Source organism: Streptomyces sp. NPDC014882 (assembly GCF_043081325.1).
Taxonomy (GTDB): domain Bacteria; phylum Actinomycetota; class Actinomycetes; order Streptomycetales; family Streptomycetaceae; genus Streptomyces.
Genome location: NZ_JBIBWL010000009.1, coordinates 105115 through 131256, shown reverse-complemented (window position 1 = coordinate 131256; position 26142 = coordinate 105115). Strand labels below are relative to the sequence as shown.

The following is a 26142-nucleotide window of genomic DNA, read 5'->3' as shown; positions in this document are numbered from 1 at the left end:
GCGGCACGTTCCGGGCTCCCGCGGCCATGACCGCCGTACCGGGGGGTAGGTTCGCCGTATGGCAGGCAGTACGCACACCGTGACCAACCAGCCCCCTCCCCTCCTCGGACACGACGTCTACGGCACCGACCGGGCCCTGGTGTCCGCGGTGGAGCGGCACCTCGATCCGGGGCTGCTCGACGAGGCGCGCGGCGAGCTGTCGGCGCTGGGCCGGGCCGCCGGGTCGGCCCAGCTCCAGGAGTGGGCGGTGCAGGCGAACGAGCATCCGCCCGAGCTGCGCACGCACGACCGCTACGGGCACCGCGTCGACGAGGTCGTCTTCCATCCCGCGTGGCACCGGCTGCTGGGCAAGGGGGTCGGCGCGGGGCTGACCGCGGCCTGGACGCGTCCGGGCGGACACGTGCGGCGGGCGGCGGGCTTCCTGGTGTGGACCCAGGTCGAGGCCGGGAACGGCTGCCCGCTGTCCATGACGCACGCGGCCGTACCCGCGCTGCGCACCGACCCGGAGCTGGCGGCCGAGTGGGTGCCGCGGCTGACGTCCACGGTCTACGAACGGGAGCTGCGGCCCGCCCGGCACAAGGCGGGGGCCCTGTTCGGGATGGGGATGACGGAGAAGCAGGGCGGCAGCGACGTGCGGGCGAACACGACGTCCGCGCGGCCGCTGGCCGAGGCCGGGACGTACGTGCTGACGGGGCACAAGTGGTTCTGTTCGGCGCCGATGTCGGACGGCTTCCTGGTGCTGGCACAGGCCGCGGAGGGGCTGACCTGCTTCCTGGTGCCGCGGGTGCTGGAGGACGGCACGCGCAACCCGTTCCTGATCCAGCGCCTCAAGGACAAACTGGGCAACCGGTCGAACGCCTCCGCCGAGGTGGAGTTCGACGGGACGTGGGCCCGCCGGGTCGGTGAGGAGGGGCGCGGGGTGCGCACCATCATCGACATGGTGGCGGCGACCCGGCTCGACTGCGTGCTGGGGTCGGCGGGGCTGATGCGGGCGGCCGTCGCGCAGGCCGTGCACCACGGCACGTACCGGGAGGCGTTCGGCGGGAAGCTCGTCGACAAGCCGCTGATGCGCAACGTGCTGGCCGATCTGGCGCTGGAGTCGGAGGCGGCGACGGTCCTGGGCCTGCGGCTCGCGGCGGCCTGCGACGACGACGGCGAGCAGGAGCGGGCGCTGCTGCGGATCGCGGTGCCGGCCGCCAAGTACTGGGTGACCAAGCGCTGTGCGCCGGTGGCGGTGGAGGCCGCGGAGTGCCTGGGCGGCAACGGGTACGTGGAGGAGTCGGGGATGCCCCGGCTGGTGCGCGAGTCGCCGCTGAACTCGGTCTGGGAGGGCGCGGGGAACGTCCAGGCGCTGGACGTGCTGCGGGCGCTGCGGCGCGAGCCGCAGGCGCTGAACGCGTTCCTCCAGGAGGTGGGACAAGCGCGCGGGGCGGACCACCGGCTGGACGCGGCGATCAAGGACCTGCTGACCGAACTGGCCGACCTGGACGGGGCGGAGGCGCGGGCCCGGCGGATCGCGGAGCGGTTCGCGCTGGTGCTGCAGGGGTCGCTGCTCGTGCGGTTCGCGCCGCCGGAGGTGGCCGACGCGTTCTGCGCGGCGCGGCTGGCCGGTGACGGCGGCGCCGCCTTCGGGACGCTGCCCCACACGCTGGATCTGCGGGCGATCGTGGAGCGGGCCCGGCCCGTGCTCTGACCGGGGCGCGCTCCGGCCGGCCCGTGCTCCGACCGGGGCGGGCGGGAGCCGGCGGGAGCGGGGCGGCAGCCGGCAGGAGCGGGGTGGCAGCCGGCGGGAGCCGGGGCGATCCGGAGAGCGGCTGCCGGCGCGTGCCCGCCGTGCGCGGGGCCGTCGGCGTCCCGTCCCGTGACCGGCCCGCGTCGTAGCAGTTTCCGTACGGATACGCGGTCTTCGCCCCCCGCGGACGCCGGCTGCCGTAGCATCCCCCGGGGGTCACCTCACCCGCTCCTCGGGCAACGCAAGGTTCGTCGGGCGCAGTTGGCACGCCTCGGGAGGACGAATGAAGCAGCGCGGCCGACATCGCCGGCGCAGGCGGGGCAGGGTGCTGCGTGGTTTCCTGGCGGGAACCGCCCTCGCGCTCACCGCGGCCGCCACCATGATCAGCGCCTCCCAGGCCACGGTCTCCGACGGCCCCGGCGCGCTCGAACCGCTCACGTCGTCCGCCGACACGGCCGCGTTGCGGCTGACGGAGGAGACGGTGCCGCAGGCCTCCCTGGACCGGCTCGCCGCGGAGATGGGCCCGGCGGTCGGCGTCGGCGAGGCACTGAGCGCCGCCGGCCGTTCGCTGCGCGGCGCGGCCGGCTGCACCGGGGGCGAGCGCGACGCCCTGCCCGTCGCCCCGACGGCCACCCGCGCGTACTGCTGGAACACCGACGACACCGCCGGCTGGGAGCCGGGCGCCGTCACCACCTCCGGCGACGCGGACGAGGACGGCCGCTGGGGCGCGCACCGGGTGATCGTCTCCGGCTGGTCGCGCGACTCCGGCCCGGTCGCCGACCGCGGTCTGGCGCGGGTCGCGTTCGTGGACGCGGACGACCCGGCCCGGCTCTCCTACACCTGGGCACTGCTGGCCGTCCCCGTGGACGGGGGACGCGACTACCGGGGCCTGGTCTCCCGGGTCTCCGGCATGGTCTGGTACCAGGACAAGCTGCTGGTGACCGCCGGCGACGGGGACCGGTCCGCGCTGTACGTGTACGACGTCGACCGCATCCACCGGGCCACGGCCTCCGGTTCGGCGGTCGGCCGGGTGCCCGGCGGCTGGTCGGCGCACGGCGCCCCGTACGTCCTGCCGGCCGTGGCCTCCTACCGGCCGGCCGGCGGCTCCGGCGCCCCGCGCCCCGCCACCGTCTCCCTGGACCGCAGCACCGCCCCGGACACCCTCGTGGCCGGGGAGTGGACCCTCGACGACGGCGACCGGGGCGCCCGGCTGTGGCGGTACGCCTTCGACACCGCGCCCGGCCGGGCCGGTCTCCTCGCCGCCGGCCCGGCGGGTCGGGTCGGCGTGACGCAGGCCTACCGGACCGGGGCGAGCGGGGTGCGCGGCGTGCTGTCCCACGAGGACGGCTGGTACGTGAGCCGGAGCGGTGCCGAGGACCGGCGCGGGACGCTGTGGCGGCAGGACGCGGACGGCGCGCGGGCCGCGCACTGCGGCGCCGACGACAGCCGGGACTGCTGGAGCCCGCGGACCGAGTCCCTGTCGTACTGGGCGCAGACCGGCGAGGTGTGGACGCAGTCCGGCCGGATGCTGTTCGCGCTGCCGCTGGCCTCGATCGACAGATCCGCGGAGTAGATGATTCCCTGGCGGGCATGACCGACATACCCGTGACCACCTGGTCCCTGGAGCAGACCTCGCCGGGCGACCTGCGACCGGCCGCCGCGCCCGGGGGCGACGTGCGGATCGTGCGCGCCGCGGTGCCCTCGCCCGAGTTCAGCCGTTTCCTGTACGCCTCCGTCGGCGGGGACATCCGCTGGACCGACCGGCTGGGCTGGACGTACGCGCGGTGGCGGGAGCACCTGGACCGGCCGGGCGTGGAGACCTGGGTGGCGTACGACCGGGGGACGCCCGCGGGGTACGTGGAGCTGGAGGCGCAGGACGACGGGGCCGTCGAGATCGTCTACTTCGGGCTGGTCCCGGCCTTCCGCGGGCGGCGGATCGGCGGCCACCTGCTGTCGTACGGCGCCGCGCGCGCCTGGGACCTGGCGGACCGCTGGCCGGGGCTGTCGCGGACGAAGCGGGTGTGGCTGCACACGTGCAGCCTGGACGGCGAGCACGCGATGGACAACTACCGGCGCCGTGGGTTCACCCTGTTCGACACCTCGGTCGAGGAGCAGCCCGAGGTGGCCACTCCGGGCCCCTGGCCGGGCGCATACCCCGTCTGACCTGCGTCGACAAGACGTCACGCGACGCATGTGACCGACGCCACCCTGATCCCACATGGCGAGACCAGGGTGTCCACATGGCGGACGAAGCTGGACTGTGTCCAGATCGCCGTGCCACGCTTCCGTCATGTCCGGAACTGGAGTTGCCTTGGTGAGTCGGCGGCACGTCGATCTCGGCCGCATGTCCAGCGCCATCTGTCCGGCGAGCTGACGAGCCGAAGCTCCCGCCGACAGCCCTCTCCGCCCTTCCTCCGCGCAACGACGCGCACGTGTGCCTCCGCGCGCTCCCTGCTGCGCAGGTCAGGGCCGCCCGCCCGGCACCCGACCACCGTTCCTCACGGACGGCGCCACGCGCCGGCCCCCTCCCGTCACTGTCCCGAAGGACGTATTCACGATGGCCGCCACCCCCGACAGCCCTGCCGCCTCAGCGCCCCGCCGCAAGGTGAGCCGTCACCGCGGCGAGGGTCAGTGGGCCGCGGGACACTTCACCCCGCTCAACGGCAACGAGCAGTTCAAGAAGGACGACGACGGTCTCAATGTGCGGACACGCATTGAGACGGTCTACTCCAAGCGCGGCTTCGACTCGATCGACCCCAACGACCTGCGCGGACGGATGCGCTGGTGGGGGCTCTACACCCAGCGCAAGCCCGGGATCGACGGCGGCAAGACCGCGGTCCTGGCGCCGGAGGAGCTGGACGACGAGTTCTTCATGCTGCGGGTCCGCATCGACGGCGGCCGGCTCACGACCCGTCAGCTGCGCGTGATCGGCGAGATCTCGCAGGAGTTCGCGCGCGGCACCGCGGACATCACCGACCGGCAGAACGTGCAGTACCACTGGATCCGCATCGAGGACGTGCCGGAGATCTGGAACCGCCTGGAGGCGGTCGGCCTGTCCACCACCGAGGCCTGCGGTGACACGCCCCGCACCATCCTCGGCTCGCCCGTCGCCGGCATCGCCGAGGACGAGATCGTCGACGGCACCCCCGCCATCGAGGAGATCCACCGCCGGATCGTCGGCAACCCGGCCTTCTCGAACCTGCCCCGCAAGTTCAAGACCGCGGTCTCCGGTTCGCCGCTGCTGGACGTGGCGCACGAGATCAACGACGTCGCCTTCGTCGGCGTCGAACACCCCGAGCACGGCCCCGGTTTCGACGTGTGGGTCGGCGGCGGCCTGTCCACCAACCCCAAGCTGGGGGTGCGGCTCGGCGCCTGGGTGCCGCTGGACGAGGTCGCGGACGTGCACGAGGGCGTCGTCTCCATCTTCCGCGACTACGGCTACCGGCGGCTGCGCAACCGCGCCCGGCTGAAGTTCCTGGTCGCCGACTGGGGTCCGGAGAAGTTCCGCCGGGTGCTGGAGGACGAGTACCTGCGGCGCCGGCTCGTCGACGGCCCCGCCCCCGCCGAGCCCGCCGGACGCTGGCGCGACCACGTCGGCGTGCACCGCCAGAAGGACGGCCGTTTCTACGTCGGTTTCGCCCCGCGCGTCGGCCGCGTGGACGGCGCCACCCTGACGAAGATCGCGGAGCTGGCCGAGGCGCACGGCTCGGGCCGGGTCCGGACCACCGCCGAGCAGAAGATGATCATCCTCGACGTCGAGGAGGCCCGGGTCACGTCGCTGGTCGAGGCCCTCGGAGCGCTGGACCTGACCGCCGAGCCCTCCCCGTTCCGGCGCGGCACGATGGCCTGCACCGGCATCGAGTACTGCAAGCTCGCCATCGTCGAGACCAAGCAGCGCGGCTCCGCCCTGATCGACGAACTCGAGCGCCGCCTGCCGGAGTTCGACGAGCCGATCACCATCAACCTCAACGGCTGCCCGAACGCCTGCGCCCGCATCCAGGTGGCGGACATCGGCCTCAAGGGCCAGCTGGTCCTCGACGACGCGGGTGAGCAGGTCGAGGGCTACCAGGTGCACCTGGGCGGAGCACTCGGCCTCGAGGCCGGCTTCGGCCGCAAGGTCCGTGGTCTGAAGGTCACTTCGGACGAACTGCCCGACTACGTGGAGCGGGTGCTCAAGCGGTTCCAGGCGGAGCGCGAGGACGGCGAGCGGTTCGCCGCGTGGGCCGCGCGGGCCGACGAGGAGGCCCTGTCGTGAGCGAGCGCGCCGCCCCCTTCCACTGCCCCTACTGCGGTGACGAGGACCTGCGGCCGAGCGAGGAGGGACACGGCGCCTGGGAGTGCGCCGCGTGCAACCGCGCGTTCCAGCTGAAGTTCCTCGAGCTGCTCGCCCGGGGGATCCGGCGCACCGACGAGGGAGGGGAGGCGATATGACGTCGGCTCAGGAACACCGCACCGCCGAGGAGTTGAAGTCGCTCGCCGAGCAGGCGGGCCGCGACCTGGAGGACGCCTCCGCGCTGGAGATCCTCCAGTGGGCCGTGGACACCTTCGGCGAGGAGTTCTGCGTGACCTCGTCCATGGAGGACGCGGTGGTGGCCCATCTGGCCTCCCGCGTGCGCAGGGGCGTGGACGTGGTCTTCCTCGACACCGGCTACCACTTCCCCGAGACCATCGGCACCCGGGACGCGGTCGAGGCCGTGATGGACGTCAACGTCCTCACCCTCACCCCGCGGCAGACGGTCGCCGAGCAGGACGCCGAGTACGGGCCGAGGCTGCACGACCGCGACCCCGACCTGTGCTGCGCGCTCCGCAAGGTGCGGCCCCTGGAAGAGGGCCTGAAGGGCTACCGGGCCTGGGCGACCGGGCTGCGCCGCGACGAGTCCGCGACCCGGGCGAACACGCCGGTCGTCGGCTGGGACGAGAAGCGGCAGAAGGTCAAGGTCTCCCCGATCGCCCGCTGGACCCAGGACGACGTGGACGCCTACGTCGCCGAGCACGGCGTGCTGACCAACCCCCTGCTGACGGACGGCTACGCCTCCGTCGGCTGCGCCCCCTGCACCCGCCGGGTCCTGGAGGGCGAGGACGCGCGCGCCGGCCGCTGGGCGGGCCGCGCGAAGACCGAGTGCGGGCTACACGGATGACGGGCGCCGAGACGGCCCGCACGACTCCCCCGGCTCCCGCCGCCACGGTGGCGGCGGAAGCGACCACTGCGACCACTGCGACCCAGGAGAACCACGTGACGACCGGAGCCACCGTCTGGCTCACGGGTCTGCCGAGCGCCGGCAAGACCACCATCGCGTACGAGCTGGCCGCCCGGCTGCGCGAGGAGGGCCACCGCGTCGAGGTGCTCGACGGCGACGAGATCCGCGAGTTCATCTCCGCGGGCCTCGGCTTCAGCCGCGAGGACCGGCACACCAACGTGCAGCGCATCGGTTTCCTCGCCGAACTGCTCGCCCGCAACGGGGTGAAGGCGCTCGTGCCGGTGATCGCGCCGTACGCCGACAGCCGCGAGGCGGTCCGCAAGCGCCACGAGGAGGGCACGACGGCGTACCTGGAGGTGCACGTGGCGACCCCGGTCGAGGTGTGCAGCGAGCGGGACGTGAAGGGCCTGTACGCCAAGCAGGCGGCGGGCGAGCTGACCGGGCTCACCGGGGTGGACGACCCCTACGAGGTCCCCGAGCGGCCCGATCTGCGGATCGAGTCCCAGAACCAGACCGTCAAGGAGTCCGCGGCGTCGGTGTACGCCCTGCTCAGCGAGAGGGGACTGGTGTGACGACCGTCGCACGGACCGAGGAGGGCACGGACTCCCCGTACGCCCTCAGCCACCTGGACTCCCTGGAGTCGGAGGCGGTGCACATCTTCCGCGAGGTGGCGGGCGAGTTCGAGAACCCGGTGATCCTGTTCTCCGGCGGCAAGGACTCCATCGTCATGCTGCACCTGGCGCTGAAGGCGTTCACGCCGGCGCCGGTGCCGTTCTCGCTGCTGCACGTGGACACCGGGCACAACTTCCCCGAGGTCCTCGACTACCGCGACCGCGCGGTCGCCCGGCACGGGCTGCGCCTGCACGTCGCCTCCGTGCAGGACTACATCGACCGCGGCGTCCTCAAGGAGCGCCCGGACGGCACCCGCAACCCGCTGCAGACGCTGCCGCTGACGGAGAAGATCCAGGCCGAGCGGTTCGACGCGGTCTTCGGCGGCGGACGGCGCGACGAGGAGAAGGCCCGCGCCAAGGAGCGCGTGTTCTCCCTGCGGGACGAGTTCTCGCAGTGGGACCCGCGCCGCCAGCGCCCCGAGCTGTGGAACCTGTACAACGGCCGGCACGCCCCCGGTGAGCACGTCCGCGTCTTCCCGCTGTCCAACTGGACCGAGCTGGACGTGTGGCAGTACATCGCCCGCGAGGGCATCGAACTGCCCCAGATCTACTTCGCCCACGAGCGCGAGGTGTTCCGGCGGGCCGGGATGTGGCTGACGGCCGGCGACTGGGGCGGCCCGAAGGAGAACGAGACGGTCGAGAAGCGCCTCGTGCGCTACCGCACCGTCGGCGACATGTCCTGCACCGGCGCCGTCGACTCCGAGGCACTGACGCTGGAGCAGGTCATCGCCGAGATCGCCGCCTCCCGGCTCACCGAGCGCGGCGCCACCCGCGCCGACGACAAGATGTCCGAGGCCGCGATGGAAGACCGCAAGCGCGAGGGGTACTTCTAGCCATGAGCACGATCACGACCGAGGAGCTCTCGGCCACCACCCTGCTGCGGTTCGCCACCGCCGGCTCCGTCGACGACGGCAAGTCCACCCTCGTGGGACGGCTCCTGCACGACTCCAAGTCGGTGCTCACCGACCAGTTGGAGGCCGTGGAGCGCGCGTCGGCGAGCCGCGGACAGGACGGCCCCGACCTCGCGCTGCTCACCGACGGCCTGCGCGCCGAACGCGAGCAGGGCATCACCATCGACGTGGCCTACCGCTACTTCGCCACCCCCCGGCGCCGGTTCATCCTCGCCGACACCCCCGGCCACGTGCAGTACACCCGCAACATGGTGACGGGTGCCTCCACGGCCGAGCTGACGGTGGTCCTCGTCGACGCCCGCAACGGCGTCGTCGAACAGACCCGCCGCCACGCCGCGATCGCCGCCCTGCTGCGCGTCCCGCACGTGGTCCTCGCCGTCAACAAGATGGACCTCGTCGGCTACGCGGAGTCCGTCTTCGCGGCGATCGCCGAGGAGTTCACCGCCTACGCGGGCGAGCTGGGCGTCCCCGAGGTCACCGCCATCCCGATCTCGGCGCTCGCCGGGGACAACGTGGTGGAGCCGTCCGCGCACATGGACTGGTACGCCGGGCCGACCTTCCTGGAGCACCTGGAGACGGTTCCGGTCAGTCACGACCTGGCGCACTGCCACGCGCGGCTGCCCGTGCAGTACGTGATCCGGCCGCAGACGGCCGAGCACCGCGACTACCGCGGCTACGCGGGCCAGATCGCCGCCGGCACGTTCCGGGTGGGCGAGCAGGTCACGGTGCTGCCGTCCGGCCGCTCCACGCGGATCGCGGGCATCGACCTGCTCGGCACGCCGGTCGACGTGGCCTGGACGACGCAGTCGGTGACCGTCCTGCTGGAGGACGACATCGACGTCTCGCGCGGCGACCTGATCGTGCCCGGCAAGGACGCCCCGCCGACCACCCAGGACGTCGAGGCGACCGTCTGCCACGTCGCCGACGCGCCGCTGACCGTCGGCCACCGGGTCCTGCTCAAGCACGGCACCCGCACCGTCAAGGCGATCGTCAAGGACATCCCCTCCCGTCTCACGCTCGACGACCTGTCCCTGCACCCGCACCCGGGACAGCTCGTCGCCAACGACATCGGCCGGGTGAAGATCCGCACCGCGGAGCCGCTGCCGGTGGACTCCTACGCCGACTCCCGGCGCACCGGCTCGTTCATCCTGATCGACCCGAGCGACGGCACCACGCTCACCGCGGGCATGGTCGGCGAGTCGTTCGCCTCCCCCGAGCCGGTCAAGGACCCGGACGGGGACGACGGGTGGGACTTCTGACGTGAACTCCACCGACCACTACTCCACGTTCGCGAAGGAGGGCGGCCGCGTCGGCAGCGGCGCCGTCGGCAGCGGGCAGGGCGGGGTGGCGCGATGTGCGCGCTGACCTGCGCGCACTGCCTGCGCGCCCGTACCCCCCGCCGCCGTAGACGAAAACCTGCCGACCTCCCGGCCACGACCTGAGAGACCGTGACCGCCGGGCCGACGAGAGGAAGACCTCCCGTGCCTGCCAACCTCCCCCTTTCCCGGCTCCGTCCGGGCGGGGGCAGCCCCCGCCGCCCGCTGCGCCGCGGCCTCGCCGTCCTGGCCGCGCTTCCCCTGCTGGCCCTCGCCGCCTGCGGTTACGGCTCTCAGGCCGCGGACGAGCCGGCCGGGCAGAAGGTCGCCGCCGGGGCGGAGAAGATCGACGGCCTCGACTCCGTCAAAATCGGCTACTTCGGCAACCTGACCCACGGGACCGCCCTCGTCGGCGTGAACAAGGGGTACTTCCAGAAGGCGCTCGGCGCCACCGAGGCGTCGTACCAGGTCTTCAACGCCGGCCCCTCCGAGATCGAGGCGCTCAACTCCGGCTCGATCGACATCGGCTGGATCGGTCCCTCCCCGGCGATCAACGGCTACACCAGGTCCGCCGGCAAGAACCTGCGCATCGTGGGCGGTTCGGCGTCCGGCGGGGTGAAGCTGGTGGTGAACCCGGCCGAGATCAAGTCCGTCGCGGACGTCAAGGGCAAGAGGATCGCCACGCCGCAGCTCGGCAACACGCAGGACGTGGCGCTGCTGAACTGGATCTCCGAGCAGGGCTGGAAGGTCGACGCGGAGAGCGGCAAGGGCGACGTGTCGGTCGTCCGCACCGACAACAAGGTCACCCCGGACGCCTACCGATCCGGTTCCGTCGACGGCGCCTGGGTGCCCGAGCCGACCGCGTCGAAGCTGGTGGCCGAGGGCGCGAAGGTGCTGCTGGACGAGTCCGACCTGTGGCCCGACAAGAAGTTCGTGATCACGAACATCATCGTGTCGCAGAAGTTCCTCGCGGAGCACCCGAAGGCCGTCGCGGCGGTCCTGAAGGCGTCGGTCGACGTCAACAAGTACATCAACGCCCACCCCGACGAGGCGAAGGCGGCGGCGAACGCCCAGCTGAAGGCGGACTCCGGCAAGGCCCTGCCCGCCAAGGTGCTGGACCCGGCGTGGAAGTCCATCCGGTTCACCGACGACCCGCTGGCGGCCACGCTGAACAGCGAGGCCCGGCACGCGGTCGAGGCCGGCCTGCTGGAGGACCCGCTGCTGGACGGCATCTACGACCTCGCACCCCTGAACGAGGTCCTCCGGGCCGCGGGTGAGCCCCCCGTCGACGACGCCGGCCTCGGCGTCGAGTAACCACGCAACCACGAGAGTTCCCAGGAGGTGACGACCATGGCAACCACCCTCGCCAGGGCCGCCGACGGCACCAGGTCGGTGGACCACGCCGCCCGCATCGAGCACGTCTCGAAGTCCTTCGCCGGGCCCGCCGGGCCGCAGCTCGTCCTGGACGACATCAGTCTCGATGTCGCGCCGGGCGAGTTCGTCACCCTCCTGGGGGCCTCGGGCTGCGGCAAGTCGACGCTGCTGAACCTGGTGGCGGGGCTCGACGCCCCGAGCGCCGGCGAGATCAGCACCGACGGGCGGCCGGCCCTGATGTTCCAGGAGCACGCCCTGTTCCCGTGGCTCACCGCGGGCAAGAACATCGAACTCGCCCTGAAACTGGGGGGAGTTGCCAAGAACGACCGGCGCGCCCGCGCCGAGGAACTGCTCGAACTGGTCCGGCTGAAGGGCTCGTACGGCAAGCGGGTGCACGAGCTGTCCGGCGGTATGCGCCAGCGGGTGGCGCTGGCGCGGGCGCTGGCCCAGGACGCGCGGCTGCTGCTGATGGACGAGCCGTTCGCGGCGCTCGACGCGATCACGCGGGACGTGCTGCACGACGAACTCACCCGGATCTGGGCGGAGACGGGCCTTTCGGTGCTGTTCGTCACGCACAACGTGCGCGAGGCGGTGCGGCTCGCGCAGCGCGTCGTGCTGCTGTCCTCCCGGCCGGGCCGGGTGGCGCGCGAGTGGACGGTCGGCATTCCGCAGCCGCGCCGCATCGAGGACGCTCCCGTCGCCGAGCTGTCCCTGGAGATCACCGAAGTCCTGCGTGGGGAGATCCGCCGTCATGGCCAGCACTGAGACCGGCGGACCGGCGGCGAAGGCCCCGGTCCGCGACAACGGCATCGCGGGAGTGGAGGCGGGCCTCGACGCCCTCGAGACCCCGGCGACCGCCGGTACGTCCTTCCGGCAGACCTTCGTCAACAAGATCCTGCCGCCGGTCGTCGCGATCGCGGTGGTCCTGGTGGTCTGGCAGGCGCTGATCACCTTCAGGATCGTCGACGACCCGGCGAAGCTGCCGTCCCCGTCCGACGTGGGCGCCGAGTTCCGGGACGCGTGGCTGGAGGGCAAGCTCCTCGGCTACATCTGGACCAGCGTCTCGCGCGGTCTGCTCGGCTTCCTGCTGGCGCTCGCCATCGGCACCCCGCTGGGTCTGCTGGTGGCGCGGGTGAGGTTCGTGCGCGCCGCGATCGGCCCGGTCCTGTCCGGTCTGCAGTCGCTGCCGTCGGTGGCGTGGGTGCCGCCCGCGGTGATCTGGCTGGGCCTGAACAACTCCATGATGTACGCGGTGATCCTGCTCGGCGCCGTCCCCTCCATCGCCAACGGCCTGGTCTCCGGCATCGACCAGGTGCCGCCGCTGTTCCTGCGGGCGGGCCGCACCATGGGCGCGACCGGGCTGAAGGGCGCCTGGCACATCGTGCTGCCGGCCTCGCTGCCCGGCTACCTGGGCGGGCTGAAGCAGGGCTGGGCCTTCTCCTGGCGGTCGCTGATGGCGGCGGAGATCATCGCCTCCTCCCCCGACCTGGGCATCGGCCTGGGCGCGCTGCTGGAGAACGGCCGCAACGCCAGCTCCATGGCGATGGTGTTCGAGGCGATCGTGCTGATCCTGTTCGTGGGCATCGCCATCGACCTGCTGATCTTCAGTCCGCTGGAGCGGCGGGTGCTGCGCGGGCGCGGACTGCTGGTGAAGGGCTGACTCCCGTGCGCCGAGAACCGGTCCTCCTCGTCATCGCCCACGGCAGCCGCGATCCGCGGCACGCGGCGACCGTCCACGCCCTCGTGCGGCGGGTGCGGTCGCTGCGGCCCGGGCTGCGGGTGGAGACCGGCTTCCTGGACTTCAACGTCCCCTCCGTGCAGGGGGTGCTGGAGTCGCTGGCGGCGGAGGGCGTGCGCGACGTGGTGGCGCTCCCGCTGCTGCTGACGCGCGCGTTCCACGCCAAGGCGGACATCCCGGCCGTCCTGCGGGACGCGCCGCGCCGGCTGCGGATCCACCCGGCGGAGGTGCTCGGCCCCTCCCCGCTGCTGCTGTCCGCGCTGGAACGGCGCCTGTACGAGGCGGGGCTGACGCCCGCCGACAAGTCCTCGACCGGGGTCGTGCTGGCCTCGGCGGGGTCCACGGACCCGGAGGCGATCGCGGTGATCGCCGACATCGCGCGGGAGTGGTGGCGCACCGGTTGGTGCGCCGTGCGACCCGCGTTCGCCTCCGCGGCCCTGCCGCGCACCGAGGACGCGGTGCGCGAACTGCGCGAGCTGGGCTGCGCCACGGTGGCGGTCGCCCCGTACGTCCTGGCCCCCGGCTTCCTCCCCGACCGCATCGCCCGGGGCGCGGCGCGGGCGGACGTCCTGGCCGACGTGCTGGGCCCGGCCCCCGAGGTGGCCCGCGTCCTGCTGGAGCGCTACGACGCGGCCCGCGTGCCGGTGCCGGCGGCGGTCGGGGCCTGAGGGCCCGCCCGCGGGCGGGTGCGGTGGGACGGGCCGGCGGGGCACGACCCTGATCGTCGTCCCCGAGGCCCGGCGATAGATGTAGGGGGCCGCCGTCCTCCCCAGCGGTGAGACGGCGGGGTCCGAGGGGAGGAGCCGGGCGGCCCGCACCTCGTCGACCAGCACGACGAGATGGTTTTATACGCCCCCTACCTTCGAAGGGAGAGGTGGCGGCAGGGGGCTGCCACCGCACCGCGAGGGGGAAAGCCCGTCATGGGGAACGGAGATTCACGGGTGCGGGGCATCGCCGCGCGGGCCGGCGGCTGGAGTGCCCGGCACCGCTGGACGGCCGTCGGGATCTGGGTGCTGTTCGTGTTCCTGGCCATGGCGCTGGGGTCGGCGGCCGGCCGGGTCGACGTCAAGGACAGCGACCAGCTCAAGGGCGAGACGCACACCGCCGCCAGGATCATCGAGGACGCCGGGATCGAGGAGCCCGCGAGCGAGACGGTCCTCGTCCAGGCCAGGGACGCGAAGCTGAAGGCGACGGACGCCGCGTTCCGCGAGGCCGTCGAGGCGGTCGTCACGGCCGTCGAGGGCACCGGCGAGGTCACCGAGGTCACCTCGCCGTACGACTCGCGGACGATCTCGAAGGACGGCCGCAGCGCGCTGGTGCAGTTCGACGTGCGCGGCGACTCCGACACCGCCGGCGAGCGGATCGAGCCCGTCCTGAAGGCCGTCGAGGGCGTGCAGGAGGACCACGGGGCGCTGCGGATCGAGGAGATCGGCGGCGCCAGCATGATGAAGACGTTCGACGACGCGTTCGGCGACGACTTCCAGAAGGCCGAGTACTCCGCGGTGCCGGTGGCCCTCGGCATCCTGCTCATCGCGTTCGGCGCCCTGGTGGCCGCCCTGCTCCCGGTGCTGCTCGCGGTCACCGCGATCATGGCGACGATGGGTCTGATGGGCGTCGTCAGCCACGTCATGCCGATGAGCGACACCGCCAACTCCGTGATGCTGCTGGTCGGTCTGGCCGTCGGCGTCGACTACTGCCTGTTCTACCTGCGCCGCGAGCGCGAGGAGCGCGAGGCCGGCCGGGACGGGCAGACCGCGCTGCGGATCGCCGCCGCCACCAGCGGCCGGGCGATCATCGTCTCCGGCGTCACCGTGTGCGTGGCGATGGCGGGCATGCTGTTCACCGGGCTCGCCGAGTTCGAGGCGATGGGCCTGGCCTCGCTGATGGTGGTGGCCGTGGCCATGGTCGGCTCCGTGACCGTGCTGCCCGCGCTCCTGTCGCTGCTGGGCGAGCGGGTCGAGAAGGGCCGCATCCCCTTCCTGCGCCGCCGGGCCCGCGCCCGCAAGGGCGGTGGCGAGAGCCGGTTCTGGTCGGCCGTCCTCAAGGGCGTCCTCGCCCGGCCCCTGGTCTCCGTGGTCGTCGCGGCCGGCGCGCTGCTGGCCGTCGCGGCCCCCGCGCTCGGCATGAAGACCCAGAACCTCACCCTGGACCAGGAGTTCGGCGACTCGCTGCCGATCGTGCAGACCTACAACCGGGTCAACGCGGCCTTCCCCGGCGGCTCCGACCCGGCCGAGGTGGTCGTCCGGGCGAAGGACATCAACGCCCCCGAGGTGCGGTCGGCCCTCTCCGGCTTCCGCGAGCGGGCGATCAGTTCGGGCGCCTCCCGCGGCCCCGTCGAGATCAAGCTGCACGACGCGCAGAACATCGCCTTCGTGTACGTCCCGCTGGTCGGCGGTTCCGACCTGGACGAGGCGGGCGCGAGCCTGGACAAGCTGCGCGACGAGGTGCGGCCCGCGACGCTCGGGAAGGTGGCCGGCGTCGAGGCGCCGATCACCGGGCAGGTGGCCGGTTCCAAGGACTTCAACGACCAGCTGGCCGGAGCCGTCGTCCCGGTGTTCGCGTTCGTCGTCGTCTTCGCCTTCGCGCTGATGCTGCTCTCGTTCCGCTCGCTGACGATCGCGATCACCTCGATCGTGCTCAACCTGCTGTCGGTGGGCGCCGCCTACGGCATCCTCGTGGGCGTCTTCCAGCACGGCTGGGGCGCGTCCCTGGTGGGCGCGGAGGGCGTCGGCGCCATCGTCACCTGGCTGCCGCTGTTCCTCTTCGTGATCCTGTTCGGCCTGTCGATGGACTACCACGTGTTCGTGGTCTCCCGGATCCGCGAGGCACGGCTGCGCGGCCGGACCACGCGGGACGCCATCACCCACGGTGTCGTCACCACGGCCGGGGTCGTGACCAGCGCCGCCGTCATCATGGTCGCCGTCTTCGCGATCTTCGGCACGCTGTCCATGCAGTCCATGAAGCAGATGGGCGTCGGCCTGGCCGCCGCGGTCCTGATCGACGCGACGATCATCCGGGGCGTGCTGCTCCCGGCGGTGATGGCGCTGCTCGGCGAGCGCAACTGGTACCTGCCGACGTGGCTGCACCGCCTGCCCGACCTGACCCACGACGAGTCGGCCGAAGCGGTCGGAGCGGTCGGAGGTGTCGGGCCGACGACGAGGGACGACGAGGGCGAGCCGGCGCGGGTGTGACCCGCTGACCCGCTGACCCGCTGACCCGCTGACCCGCTGACCCGCTGACCACACCGTCCCGCACGCCTCCGGACGCCCGCAGCCCTGGATCTCCGGAACCGGGGCTGCGGAGCCCTCCCGGACCGAGGGCCCGTCGACCACCGGGGAGTCGACGGGCCCTCACCCCTGTCCGCCGGGACGGGTGCCGACCGGGACGGGTGCCGACCGGGACGGGTGCCGACCGGGGGGGCCGACCGGGGTGTGAACGGAGGCCGGGGCCGGGGTACCGACCGGGGCAGGAGCGGAGGTCGGGGCAGAGGTGCCGACGGGGCAGGGGCGGGCGCCTGGCCAAAGGCGGGGGCCTGGCCAGGAGCGGGGTCCGGGCAGGAGCGGAGCCGGGGGCGGTTACCGGGCGGGCAGTTCGGCCTCGATGAGGTCGGCCGCCCTGCGGGTGCCGCCCTCCTCGGCCATGCCGGCCCGGATCGCCCTCAGGCGCCGGGCCACCTCGGGGTCGTCGACCAGGGCCAGCGCGGCGGCGCGCAGTGCCTCGGCGGTGGCCTCCTCGGCGGGGAGGTGGCGGGCGACCCCGAGCGACTGGAGCACGTCCGCGTTGCCGAACTGGTCGGCGGCCTGCGGTACGGCGATCATCGGCGTCGCCGTCGCCATCCCCTCCTGGCTGCCGCCGGCGCCGGCGTGGGTGACGAACAGGTCGGCCTGCCGCAGCACGGCCAACTGCGGCACCCAGGAACGCACTTCGACGTTCGCGGGGACGTCGCCCAGCTCGGCGGGGTCGACGTGCCTGCCGATCTGGAGCACGAGGTGCCAGCCGGGCAGTCCGGCGAAGGCCTGGACGCAGGCGCGGTAGAAGTCCGGCCGCTTGGTGAAGGCGGAGCCCAGGGAGACGAGCACGACCTTCTCGGCGTCGGCCGGCCGGGCCCAGTCGCCCTCCGCGGTGCGGTCTCCCTGGCAGGCGCCGACGAACGTGTACACGCTCTCGTCGACCCGGTCGGCGTTCGGCTGGAGCGCCTTCGGGATGAGCACCAGGGAGCGGGCGGGCCGGCCGACGAAGTCGTCGGGGTGGGCGGTGATGCCGCTCTCCTCCAGCCAGGCGTGGAAGCGGGCGTAGTAGGCCCGGCCGCGCGCGGTCCTCTTCGGCTCGGCCCACATCGGTTCGGCGACCTCCTGTTCGTAGCCCTCCCAGGCGACGAGGGCCGGTGAGAGGGAGATGGCGGGCACGCCCCAGCGGTGGGCGAGGACGCGGGCCGGGTAGGAGGCGATGTCGTGCAGGACGAGGTCGGGCTCGTCGCCCTCGTACGCCTCGGCCAGCTGGGGCAGCGCCTGGACGGCGTCGGCGAGGAAGGGCTCCACGTTGTCGAGGAGGGTGGAGCCCCAGACCGACGGGTCCGCGTCGGGCGAGGGGAGGATGGAATGCCAGGGCCTCACCTCGGCGCCGGTCGCGGCGACCTTGTCGGCGAGGGCGGGGGGAACGGCGTAGGTGACCCGGTGCCCGCGTGCGACGAGTTCGCGGATCACCTCCAGGCTGGGGTTCACATGGCCGTGGGCGGCGATGGAGAACATGGCGATGTGCGCGGGTGCGGTCATGTGAGAGACAGTACGCGAGACGAGACGTCTCGTGCAATGCAATAACGTGCCGGTGCCGTCACCGACGGCGGACCGGCGCCGGATTCCCGTCACCCGCCGGCCGATCGCGCCGCCGCGGTACCCCGGGAAGGCCGGGGCCGCCGCCTCGCCCCTCCCCCACCCCGGGTGGCCGCCCACGGACACGGGCGACGCGGGCGGCGCGGGCGACGGGGGGCGGGGACACGGGGGGCGGGGACACGGGGGGCAGGGACACGGGAGGGCGGGGACGGGTACGGACGCGGACGGTACGGACGCAGGGCGCGGGCGCGCGACGAGGGCGGCGCAGGCGGCCCGGTGCCGGGCGCGCTACGCGGGGCGGGCCCACCCCGGCCCCGCCTCAGCCCCGGCGCCGGCCTCAGCCCCGTCGCCAGCCCCGGCCCTGCGGCGGGGCTGCGTCGTCGGGGCACCGCGCACCCGGTCCGACCTGTGCGAATGCGAGACTGGGCGGCGGACGGCCGGTTCCCGGTGCCGTCCCGCCAGGAGCAGACGGTCACGACAGGGAGGCGGACGATGGACGAGGCGCGCGCGAGGGACGTCCTGGCCGCGGCGGGGCTGCCGGCCGGCGGGGCGCGGCTGCTCGCCCTGGGCGAGAACGCGGTGTTCGCCGCCGGCGACCTGGTGGTGAAGGTCGGCCGGGACGCGGAGCTGCTGGGGCGGGCCCGGCGCGAGCTGGACGTCGCGGCCTGGCTGGCGGACGCGGGCGTCCCCGCGGTGCGGGCGGCCGAGGCGGAGCCCCTGCTCGTCGAGGGGCACCCGGTGACGGTGTGGCACCGGCTGCCGGACCCGCTGCGGCCCGCCGAGCCCCGGGACCTGGCCGGACTCCTGCGTCTCGTGCACGCGCTGCCCGCTCCCTCCTTCGCGCTGCCGCCGCGCGACCTGCTGGCCGGCGTGGAGCGCTGGCTGCGGCTGGCCGGCGACGCGGTCGACCCGGCGGACGCGGCGTACCTGCGCGAGCGGCGGGACGGCTTCGCGACGGCGGCCGCCGCGCTCGCGCCCCACCTGCCGCCCGGCCCGATCCACGGCGACGCGCTCCCCCGCAACGTGCACGTCGGCCCGGACGGGCCGGTCCTGGTCGACCTGGAGACCTTCTCCACCGACCTGCGCGAGCACGACCTGGTCGTCCTGGCCCTCTCCCGCGACCGCTACGGACTGCCCGCCGAGGCCTACGACTCCTTCACCGCCGCCTACGGCTGGGACGTGCGGGAGTGGGAGGGCTGCGCGGTGCTGCGGGGCGCCCGCGAGACGGCGAGCTGCGCCTGGGTGGCCCAGCACGCGCCGGCCAACCCCAGGGCGCTGGCCGAGTTCGGGCGCCGGGTGGCGTCGCTGCGGGACGGGGACGAGTCGGTGCGCTGGTACCCCTTCTGACCCACGCCCGGAGGCCCCCGGCGGGCCCTGCCCGGCCGTCTCCGGCGGCCGCCCGGCACCGCCCGGCGGCCGCGGGCCGGACGTGAAGGGTGCGGCCGCGGGCCGGGCTCAGCCGGTGCGGCTGTCCACCGGCTCCCGCACCGGCCAGACGCCGTCGACGACGGCGTCCGCGTCGCCCTTGCGGCGCAGGAAGTCCTGGAAGTCCGCCGCCCAGGCCGCGTACCACTCGATCTGGCGGCGGTGCAGCTCCGCCGGGTCGAGGGCGGCGACCTTGGGGTGGCGCTCGGCTATCGCGCGGGCCAGACGGGCCGCGGCGAGGGCGTCGGCGCGGGCGTCGTGCGCCGCGTCGAGGGTGACGCCGTACTCGGCGCAGACCGCTTCGAGGTTGCGCTTGCCCCGGCGGTAGCGGTCGACCCGGCGGTCGATGGTGTACGGGTCGACGACCGGGGCGGGGTCGAGGCCGGCCAGGCGGTCGCGCAGGGAGGGCAGGCCGTGTCTGCGCAGTTCGGCGGAGAGCAGGGTGAGGTCGAAGGCCGCGTTGTAGGCGACGACGGGGACGCCGGTGCGCCAGTGGGAGGTGAGGGCGCCGGCGATGGCGTCCGCGACCTCTCCGGCCGGACGGCCCTCGGAGTTCGCCCGTTCGTTGCTGATGCCGTGGACCGCCACCGCCTCCGCCGGGATCTCCACGCCCGGGTCGGCCAGCCATTCCCGGCCCCCGAGGACCTGGCCGTCCCTGACCTCGATCACGGCGCCCGTGACGATGCGCGCCTCGCGCGGGTCGGTCCCGGTCGTCTCCAGGTCGAAGCCGATGAGCAGCTCGCGGTGCCAGGCCATGGTGGCCCCCCTTCTTGGTGGTGCTTCCCCCAGTGGTCTCCACCTTCGCACGCGCCACTGACAATCAGCGGAACGCGTTCCGCCCACCACCCGGCCGCTTCCGGCAAATTCCGCAAATCCGACAGATCAAACAGATCCGACAGATTCGGCAGATCACCCACCGGCGGTCAGGACACCGGCCGCGAGTCCACCCAGGCCAGCTCGAACTCCTCGCGGTAGGCCGCGAAAAGTCCGCCTTCGTCGGCCTCGCCCGACTTGACCACCCGGTCGCCGTTGCGCAGCACCAGCACCGGCGCCTCCATGCCGCGCATGCGCCGCAGGTAGGACTGCACGACCGCGATCCCGTCGGTGCCGTCGCCGTCGACCAGGTAGGCGGTGAAGCGGGGCGTCTCGTCGTAGACCTGGATCTGGAAGGCGCCGGGGTCGCGCAGCCGGGAGCGGACCCGGCGCATGTGCAGGATGTTCATCTCCACGGACCGGCTCAGTTCGCCCCGCTTCATGCCGAGTTCGCGCTCGCGGCGCTTCACCGCGCTGGAGGCCGGGTTGAGGAACAGCAGCCGCACCCGGGCGCCCGCCTCGGCCAGCCGGACGAGCCGCCGGCCGGAGAAGTTCTGCACGAGCAGGTTGAGGCCGATGCCGATCGCGTCGAGCCGGCGGGCCCCGTCGAAGATGTCCTCGGCGGGGAACTGGCGCAGCAGGCGCACCCGGTCGGAGTGGACGGCGACCACGTCCGCGTACCGGTCGCCGACGAGGTCCTCGACGGCGTCCACCGGCAGCCGGCGCGCGGAGGGGACGTCGCCGCCGGTGCCGAGCATCTCCAGCAGGCGCGCGGAGGCGCGTTCGGCCTGGCTCAGGACGGCCTCGGACAGCGCCCGGTTGCGGGAGACGACGTTGCGGGTCACCTCCAGCTCGTCCAGGGCGAGTTCGACGTCCCGGCGGTCGTCGAGGTACGGCGCGAAGCAGGGCCAGTGCTGCACCATCAGTTCGCGCAGCTGCGGCAGGGTGAGGAAGGAGATCACGTTGTCGTCGGCCGGATCGAGCAAGTAGCCCTTGCGGCGGCTGACTTCGCGGACGGCGACGGCGCGCTGGACCCACTCCTGGCCGGCGGGCCCGGCCGCGGCGACCACCCACTCGTCGCCGTGGACGGGTTCGTAGATCGGCCGCAGCACGGCGGCCACCACGGCGCGCAGCCGCTGTTCGACGAGGTTCAGCCAGATGTAGGCCCGGCCGGCCCGCTGGGCGCGGGTGCGCACCTCCCGCCAGGCCTCGGCGTCCCAGTCCAGCTCCGGTCCGATGGCGCCCTCCATCGGCCGGGCCAGGGACACCGTGCCGGGCGGGACGTCTGTGGAGCCCCCCTCGTGACTGTCGTCACCAGAGGGCAGCTCCAGGCCTCCCGAGCCCACCCGCGCACCGCCTTCCGCTCCCCCGAGCATCCCCGTCCCAACGATCAAGGAAGGGTACTCCGGGAGCGGTCGGCGGTGCAGCCGGATGGACAGGGTCGTTTCTCAACTTCCGGCGCGCGGGCGGCCGTTCTCACCGGTGAGGGCGGGCGGAGTGAGCGGGCTCATAGCGGTGACGTCCCGGGGCGCGATGGAGAATCCCTGCCAGTGCACCGGCATGGGCTGCTGGTCCTCGTCCCGCGCGACGTGGTGGAAGCCGACGTTCACCCAGGCCACGGGGTGGGTGAGGGCCTGGCCGTTCACCCACTTGTCGACGGTCGTGGGATGTCCGGAGGGGCACAGCCGGACGTTGTTGTTGGCGTACCGCTCGCACTTGTCGTACTGCGTGAAGTAGACGTCGTGCCGGGTGAAGGCGCGGCCCGGGTACTTGCTGCTGACGCCGGGGACGATCTCGTACGAACGCGGGTGGCCGTCCTTGTTCTTGCCGGTGGTGCTGACCACGCGCCACCAGCGCATGTTCTTGGCGTCGCCCGCGAGTTCCTTGGTGACGGGGGTGCGGGTGGTCTTGTTGGTGGGGGCCTGGGCGCCGCCGGCGGGCGGCTTGACCACCGAGTCGTACTGCTCGACCTTGTTCTTCGACCCGTCGAGGCCGAAGTCGAGCCGCCAGAACACGTTGTGGTTGTGGCTGGTGGCGTAGGACCTGGCGCCCTTGCCTATGGGCCAGCCGCGGCCGTCGCCGGCGTCGTAGTCGAAGGGCGAGAGGCTGCCGGTGGCGCCGACGTTCATGGAGACGGTGCCGTCGTCGGAGAAGCGCCACTCGGTGATGTACTCGTACCAGCTCACCTTGTTGACGGTGTAGACGAGCAGGTCCTTGCCCTGCGCCTGGTAGACCTTCCCGGAGTCGGTCTGCATCCGGTAGGCGTGGCCGCGGGCCCGCGTGGTGGTGCACAGGCCCTTCACGTCGGGGCTCTCGGAGTTGTAGGCGTCGGGGACCTTCACCGTCTTGATGGTGCCGCCGGGGCACTCGGCGGGGCTCATGTTGACCAGGCCCGAGCCGAAGTTGTAGTCGGTGATGTCGTTGTACTCGTTGGAGCCGTCGTCGTACGGCACGTGGATCTGGGCGAGTTTGGCGCTGTTGAGGACCCTGATCGGGCGGGCCTCGCCGCGCGGCTGGTAGGAGACCTTCTCCAGGACGAGCCCGGACTTGGACTCGAAGCGCCAGCACATGCTCCAGGTCGTACCGCCTGCGAGTTTCTGCTGGATGCGGTAGGCGGCGCTGCAGTCGGCGGCGGCCGCGGGGGCCGCCTTCGGGCGGGCGGCGGCCGGGGCGGTGCCGGTCGCGGACACTCCGGCGGCCAGCGCGGCCACGGACAGGCCGAGGGCCGCGCTCCTGCGGGCACGGCTGATCGCGGGCGGCCGGTGACCGCCGTTCGGGTGGTTCAGGCGCATGCGGACATGACTCCCTGTGCGTCGTCCTCCCGGGCAGGCGGCGCGGCCGCGCGGGAGGTGAGTCGGAAAAGCGGACGGAAGGGGGCGCTCAGCGGGTGAGCGCGGCCACCTTGCGGGTGCTGAGGTCGATCGCCAGGGACCGGGTGTCGATCCACGGGCCGTTCTTGACCTTCAGCAGCAGCCGGGCGCAGCGGTGGATCCCGCACCGGTCGAAGGCGGCGGGCTGGGCGCCCGGCACCGCGCGGTACACCATGCTGGAGAGCTGCAGCTGCTCCGGCGAGGTGAGCTTCTTCCCGGTGGCGTCCCGGTAGTCGGCGCGCAGGCCCGCGCCGAGCGGGTCGGCGATCAGCAGCGCGGCCGCCTCGGTGTTCTCGGCGCGGCTGAGCGGCGGCTGGACGCCCCGTCCGCTGTCGGTGGCCTCGACCTTGCCGGTGTCCAGGTTGACGGTCCTGGTGACGAGCGTGTCGTCCTCGTAGTCGTAGAAGGTCACCTCGGCGCGGCGGGGCGCCGAGGGGTCGTCGACCTCGTCGGCCTCGGGTTCGGCGAGGTCCACGCCGAGGTGCTGCGGGCCGCGGTCGCCGTCGACGTCCCGGCTCGCGTCGAGCAGCTGCCGGTTGAGCGCGATGCGCTCGACGCGGGCGATCTCGTCGTCGGTCAGCGGGTCGCGCCCCGTGCCGCGCTCGCCCTCGGCGGGCGCCTGCTCGACGACGCCGGGCGCCACCGCCGCCGCGCCGTCCTGCTGTCCCGCGCCGTCCTGTGCGGCGCCGTCCTGTGCGGCGGCCGCCGTCCGGCCGGCCGATCCCCCTCCGGTTCCCTCCGCCCCCGCCGTCCCCGGCAGGGTGATCGCGATCATCGCGGCTGTCGCGGCCACCGCGACGGCCGCGCCTGCCACCACCTTGCCCAGGTGGCGGCGCACTGTCGTGCGCACATCTTCCCCCTACTCCCCCTGTGCCCCGGGAGTACGTTGTAGGCCCCACTGGTTCGGCGTACGCCGAATGGGGCGTATGCACTGGTCGCCCGGTAAGAGGGACGTAAGTCACAGGTGGTTCCCTCACTTTCCTGGAGACTCGGTACGAAGGCGGTCCCGGCGGAGCAGCACACCTGAAAGAGTCGTGTCCATGCAGGTCTGGCCTGGAGAGGCATATCCCCTCGGCGCCACGTACGACGGCGCCGGTACGAACTTCGCGGTCTTCACGGAGGCCGCGGACCGAGTAGAGCTGTGTCTGCTGCACGACGACGGCTCGGAGACGGCGGTGGAACTTCGCGAGAGCGACGCCTTCGTCCGGCACGCATACGTGCCGGGCATCATGCCGGGGCAGCGCTACGGCTTCCGGATGCACGGGCCGTACGCGCCCGAGCGCGGGTCGCGCTGCAACTCGGCGAAGCTGCTGCTCGACCCGTACGCGAAGGCGATCAGCGGTGCGGTGCGGTGGGGCGAGGAGGTGTACGGCTACCACTTCGGGGCCCCCGACAAGCGCAACGACCTCGACTCGGCCCCCCACACGATGACGTCGGTCGTGGTCAACCCCTACTTCGACTGGGGCGACGACCGGCGCCCCCGCACCGAGTACCACCACACGGTGATCTACGAGGCGCACGTCAAGGGCCTCACGATGCTCCATCCGGGGCTGCCGGAGGAGCTGCGCGGCACCTACGCCGCCCTGGCGCACCCGGCGATCATCGAACACCTCACCGAGCTGGGCGTCACGGCGCTGGAGCTGATGCCCGTGCACCAGTTCGTCAACGATCACCGCCTGGTCGACATGGGCCTCAACAACTACTGGGGCTACAACACGATCGGCTTCTTCGCCCCGCACAACGCGTACGCCTCCTGGGGCGACCGCGGGCAGCAGGTGCTGGAGTTCAAGTCGGCGGTGCGGGCCCTGCACGAGGCGGGCATCGAGGTGATCCTCGACGTGGTCTACAACCACACCGCCGAGGGCAACCACCTGGGCCCGACGCTGTCCTTCCGGGGCATCGACAACGCCCAGTACTACCGGCTGGCGGACGACCCGCGGTACTACATGGACACCACGGGGACCGGGAACTCGCTGCTCATGCGGTCCCCGCACGTGCTCCAGATGATCATGGACTCGCTGCGGTACTGGGTCACCGAGATGCACGTCGACGGGTTCCGCTTCGACCTCGCGGCGACCCTGGCCCGCCAGTTCCACGAGGTGGACCGGCTGTCGTCGTTCTTCGACCTGGTGCAGCAGGACCCGGTCGTCTCCCAGGTGAAGCTGATCGCCGAGCCGTGGGACGTGGGCGAGGGCGGCTACCAGGTGGGGAACTTCCCGCCGCTGTGGACCGAGTGGAACGGCAAGTACCGCGACACCGTGCGGGACGTGTGGCGGGGCGAGCAGCGCACGCTCGCCGAGTTCGCCTCCCGGCTGACCGGCTCCTCCGACCTGTACCAGGACGACGGACGCCGGCCGCTGGCCTCGATCAACTTCGTGACCTGCCACGACGGGTTCACGCTGCGCGACCTGGTGTCGTACAACGACAAGCACAACGACGCCAACGGCGAGGACAACCGGGACGGCGAGAGCCACAACCGCTCCTGGAACTGCGGCGCCGAGGGCGACAGCGACGATCCGGACGTGCTGGAGCTGCGGTCCCGGCAGATGCGGAACTTCATGGCGACGCTGATGCTGTCGCAGGGCGTGCCCATGATCAGCCACGGCGACGAGGTGGCGCGCACCCAGCGCGGCAACAACAACGCCTACTGCCAGGACAGCGAGCTGTCGTGGGTGCGGTGGCCCGACCCCGGGGGGGAGGGCGGCGAGATGCTCGACTTCACGCGGGAGATCGTGCGGCTGCGCAAGGAGCACCCCGTGTTCCGCCGCCGGCGCTTCTTCCACGGACGGCCCGTGGAGGGGACGCACGACGACCTGTCGGACATCGCGTGGTTCACCCCGGAGGGCAAGGAGATGGCCCAGCGGGACTGGAACTCGGCGCAGGCCTCGACGCTGACGGTGTTCCTCAACGGCAACGCGATCTCCGAGCCGGGCTCGCGCGGGGAGCGGATCACCGACGACTCCTTCCTGCTGATGTTCAACGCCTCCCCCAAGACCCTGGAGTTCGTGGTGCCGGTCGACCACGGCCGGCAGTGGCAGGTGGTCGTGGACACGGCGAACCCGGAGTCCGTGCGGGGCGAGACGCCCGTGCGGGTCGAGGCCGGTGACCGGCTGACCCTGGTCGACCGGAGCATGACCGTCCTGCAGCGGCCCGCGTAGGCCGCCGGCCCGCACGGGCCGGTGGCCGGTGATCGGTGATCGGTGATCGGTGGTCGGGATGACACCCGGTGGCCGGGATGACACGAAAGGGGGCAGGGCGGGTACGT

General features: G+C 73.0%; 21 protein-coding genes and 1 pseudogene. 17 read left to right on the top strand and 5 right to left on the bottom strand.

Annotation, left to right across the window (positions count from 1 at the left end; translation table 11 throughout):
• Nucleotides 1-58 precede the first annotated feature (58 nt).
• The 15 genes from ACF09K_RS21440 (at nucleotide 59) to ACF09K_RS21370 (ending at nucleotide 16131) form a co-directional block, all read left to right on the top strand.
• Nucleotides 59-1693, top strand: a complete 1635-nt coding sequence (locus ACF09K_RS21440) for an acyl-CoA dehydrogenase family protein (RefSeq protein WP_392245730.1) — start codon at nucleotides 59-61, stop codon at nucleotides 1691-1693.
• Nucleotides 1694-2015: 322 nt separating this feature from the next.
• The gene (locus tag ACF09K_RS21435) at nucleotides 2016-3305 is read left to right on the top strand and encodes a hypothetical protein (protein ID WP_392245728.1); all 1290 of its coding nucleotides are present in this window, start codon (nucleotides 2016-2018) and stop codon (nucleotides 3303-3305) included.
• A gap of 17 nt (nucleotides 3306-3322) precedes the next feature.
• A complete protein-coding gene (locus ACF09K_RS21430) occupies nucleotides 3323-3895 on the top strand; it encodes a GNAT family N-acetyltransferase (protein WP_392245726.1) in 573 nt (190 codons plus the stop codon).
• 55 nt (nucleotides 3896-3950) lie between these two features.
• Complete coding sequence (locus tag ACF09K_RS21425; RefSeq protein ID WP_392245724.1) at nucleotides 3951-4106, top strand: putative leader peptide; 156 nt, start codon at nucleotides 3951-3953, stop codon at nucleotides 4104-4106.
• 183 nt (nucleotides 4107-4289) lie between these two features.
• Complete coding sequence (locus ACF09K_RS21420; RefSeq protein WP_392245723.1) at nucleotides 4290-5987, top strand: nitrite/sulfite reductase; 1698 nt, start codon at nucleotides 4290-4292, stop codon at nucleotides 5985-5987.
• Entirely contained in the window at nucleotides 5984-6163 is a 180-nt protein-coding gene (locus ACF09K_RS21415) for a hypothetical protein (protein ID WP_392245721.1), read from the top strand. Before ACF09K_RS21420 ends, ACF09K_RS21415 begins: the two co-directional genes overlap by 4 nt.
• Nucleotides 6160-6870, top strand: a complete 711-nt coding sequence (locus ACF09K_RS21410) for a phosphoadenylyl-sulfate reductase (RefSeq protein ID WP_392245720.1) — start codon at nucleotides 6160-6162, stop codon at nucleotides 6868-6870. Before ACF09K_RS21415 ends, ACF09K_RS21410 begins: the two co-directional genes overlap by 4 nt.
• Nucleotides 6871-6965: 95 nt before the next feature.
• Complete coding sequence (gene cysC, locus ACF09K_RS21405; RefSeq protein WP_392245718.1) at nucleotides 6966-7502, top strand: adenylyl-sulfate kinase; 537 nt, start codon at nucleotides 6966-6968, stop codon at nucleotides 7500-7502.
• Entirely contained in the window at nucleotides 7499-8434 is a 936-nt protein-coding gene (gene cysD, locus ACF09K_RS21400) for a sulfate adenylyltransferase subunit CysD (protein ID WP_392245717.1), read from the top strand. The genes cysC and cysD overlap by 4 nt, the downstream gene beginning before the upstream one ends.
• A 2-nt stretch (nucleotides 8435-8436) precedes the next feature.
• Entirely contained in the window at nucleotides 8437-9771 is a 1335-nt protein-coding gene (locus tag ACF09K_RS21395; protein WP_392245716.1) for a sulfate adenylyltransferase subunit 1, read from the top strand.
• A gap of 222 nt (nucleotides 9772-9993) precedes the next feature.
• Nucleotides 9994-11142 (top strand): aliphatic sulfonate ABC transporter substrate-binding protein, encoded by a 1149-nt coding sequence (locus ACF09K_RS21390; RefSeq protein ID WP_392245714.1) that lies wholly within the window; start codon nucleotides 9994-9996, stop codon nucleotides 11140-11142.
• A 36-nt stretch (nucleotides 11143-11178) separates the two neighbouring features.
• The gene (locus tag ACF09K_RS21385) at nucleotides 11179-11967 is read left to right on the top strand and encodes an ABC transporter ATP-binding protein (RefSeq protein WP_392245712.1); all 789 of its coding nucleotides are present in this window, start codon (nucleotides 11179-11181) and stop codon (nucleotides 11965-11967) included.
• Nucleotides 11954-12862 (top strand): ABC transporter permease, encoded by a 909-nt coding sequence (locus tag ACF09K_RS21380; RefSeq protein ID WP_392245710.1) that lies wholly within the window; start codon nucleotides 11954-11956, stop codon nucleotides 12860-12862. The genes ACF09K_RS21385 and ACF09K_RS21380 overlap by 14 nt, the downstream gene beginning before the upstream one ends.
• A gap of 5 nt (nucleotides 12863-12867) precedes the next feature.
• Nucleotides 12868-13608: a sirohydrochlorin chelatase gene (locus ACF09K_RS21375; RefSeq protein WP_392245708.1), complete on the top strand. Its 741-nt coding sequence runs from the start codon at nucleotides 12868-12870 to the stop codon at nucleotides 13606-13608.
• A 252-nt stretch (nucleotides 13609-13860) separates the two neighbouring features.
• The gene (locus tag ACF09K_RS21370) at nucleotides 13861-16131 is read left to right on the top strand and encodes an MMPL family transporter (RefSeq protein ID WP_392245707.1); all 2271 of its coding nucleotides are present in this window, start codon (nucleotides 13861-13863) and stop codon (nucleotides 16129-16131) included.
• Between the two features lie 384 nt (nucleotides 16132-16515).
• Here ACF09K_RS21370 and mgt read toward each other — a convergent pair.
• Nucleotides 16516-17755: pseudogene (gene mgt, locus ACF09K_RS21365) on the bottom strand (macrolide-inactivating glycosyltransferase).
• Between the two features lie 506 nt (nucleotides 17756-18261).
• Here mgt and ACF09K_RS21360 point away from each other — a divergent pair.
• Nucleotides 18262-19116 (top strand): phosphotransferase enzyme family protein, encoded by an 855-nt coding sequence (locus ACF09K_RS21360; RefSeq protein ID WP_392245706.1) that lies wholly within the window; start codon nucleotides 18262-18264, stop codon nucleotides 19114-19116.
• A 108-nt stretch (nucleotides 19117-19224) separates the two neighbouring features.
• Here the strand turns inward: ACF09K_RS21360 and ACF09K_RS21355 are convergent, their stop codons facing one another.
• From ACF09K_RS21355 to ACF09K_RS21340, 4 genes are all read right to left on the bottom strand, one after another.
• Nucleotides 19225-19950 (bottom strand): 3'-5' exonuclease, encoded by a 726-nt coding sequence (locus ACF09K_RS21355; RefSeq protein ID WP_392245705.1) that lies wholly within the window; start codon nucleotides 19948-19950, stop codon nucleotides 19225-19227.
• Nucleotides 19951-20117: 167 nt separating this feature from the next.
• The gene (locus ACF09K_RS21350) at nucleotides 20118-21383 is read right to left on the bottom strand and encodes an SAV2148 family HEPN domain-containing protein (RefSeq protein ID WP_392246000.1); all 1266 of its coding nucleotides are present in this window, start codon (nucleotides 21381-21383) and stop codon (nucleotides 20118-20120) included.
• A gap of 72 nt (nucleotides 21384-21455) precedes the next feature.
• Entirely contained in the window at nucleotides 21456-22799 is a 1344-nt protein-coding gene (locus ACF09K_RS21345; RefSeq protein WP_392245704.1) for a copper amine oxidase, read from the bottom strand.
• 88 nt (nucleotides 22800-22887) lie between these two features.
• Complete coding sequence (locus tag ACF09K_RS21340; protein ID WP_392245703.1) at nucleotides 22888-23727, bottom strand: Tat pathway signal sequence domain protein; 840 nt, start codon at nucleotides 23725-23727, stop codon at nucleotides 22888-22890.
• A gap of 190 nt (nucleotides 23728-23917) precedes the next feature.
• On the opposite strand from ACF09K_RS21340, the gene glgX reads away from it, so the two are divergent.
• Nucleotides 23918-26035, top strand: a complete 2118-nt coding sequence (gene glgX, locus ACF09K_RS21335; RefSeq protein ID WP_392245702.1) for a glycogen debranching protein GlgX — start codon at nucleotides 23918-23920, stop codon at nucleotides 26033-26035.
• Nucleotides 26036-26142: the final 107 nt, after the last annotated feature.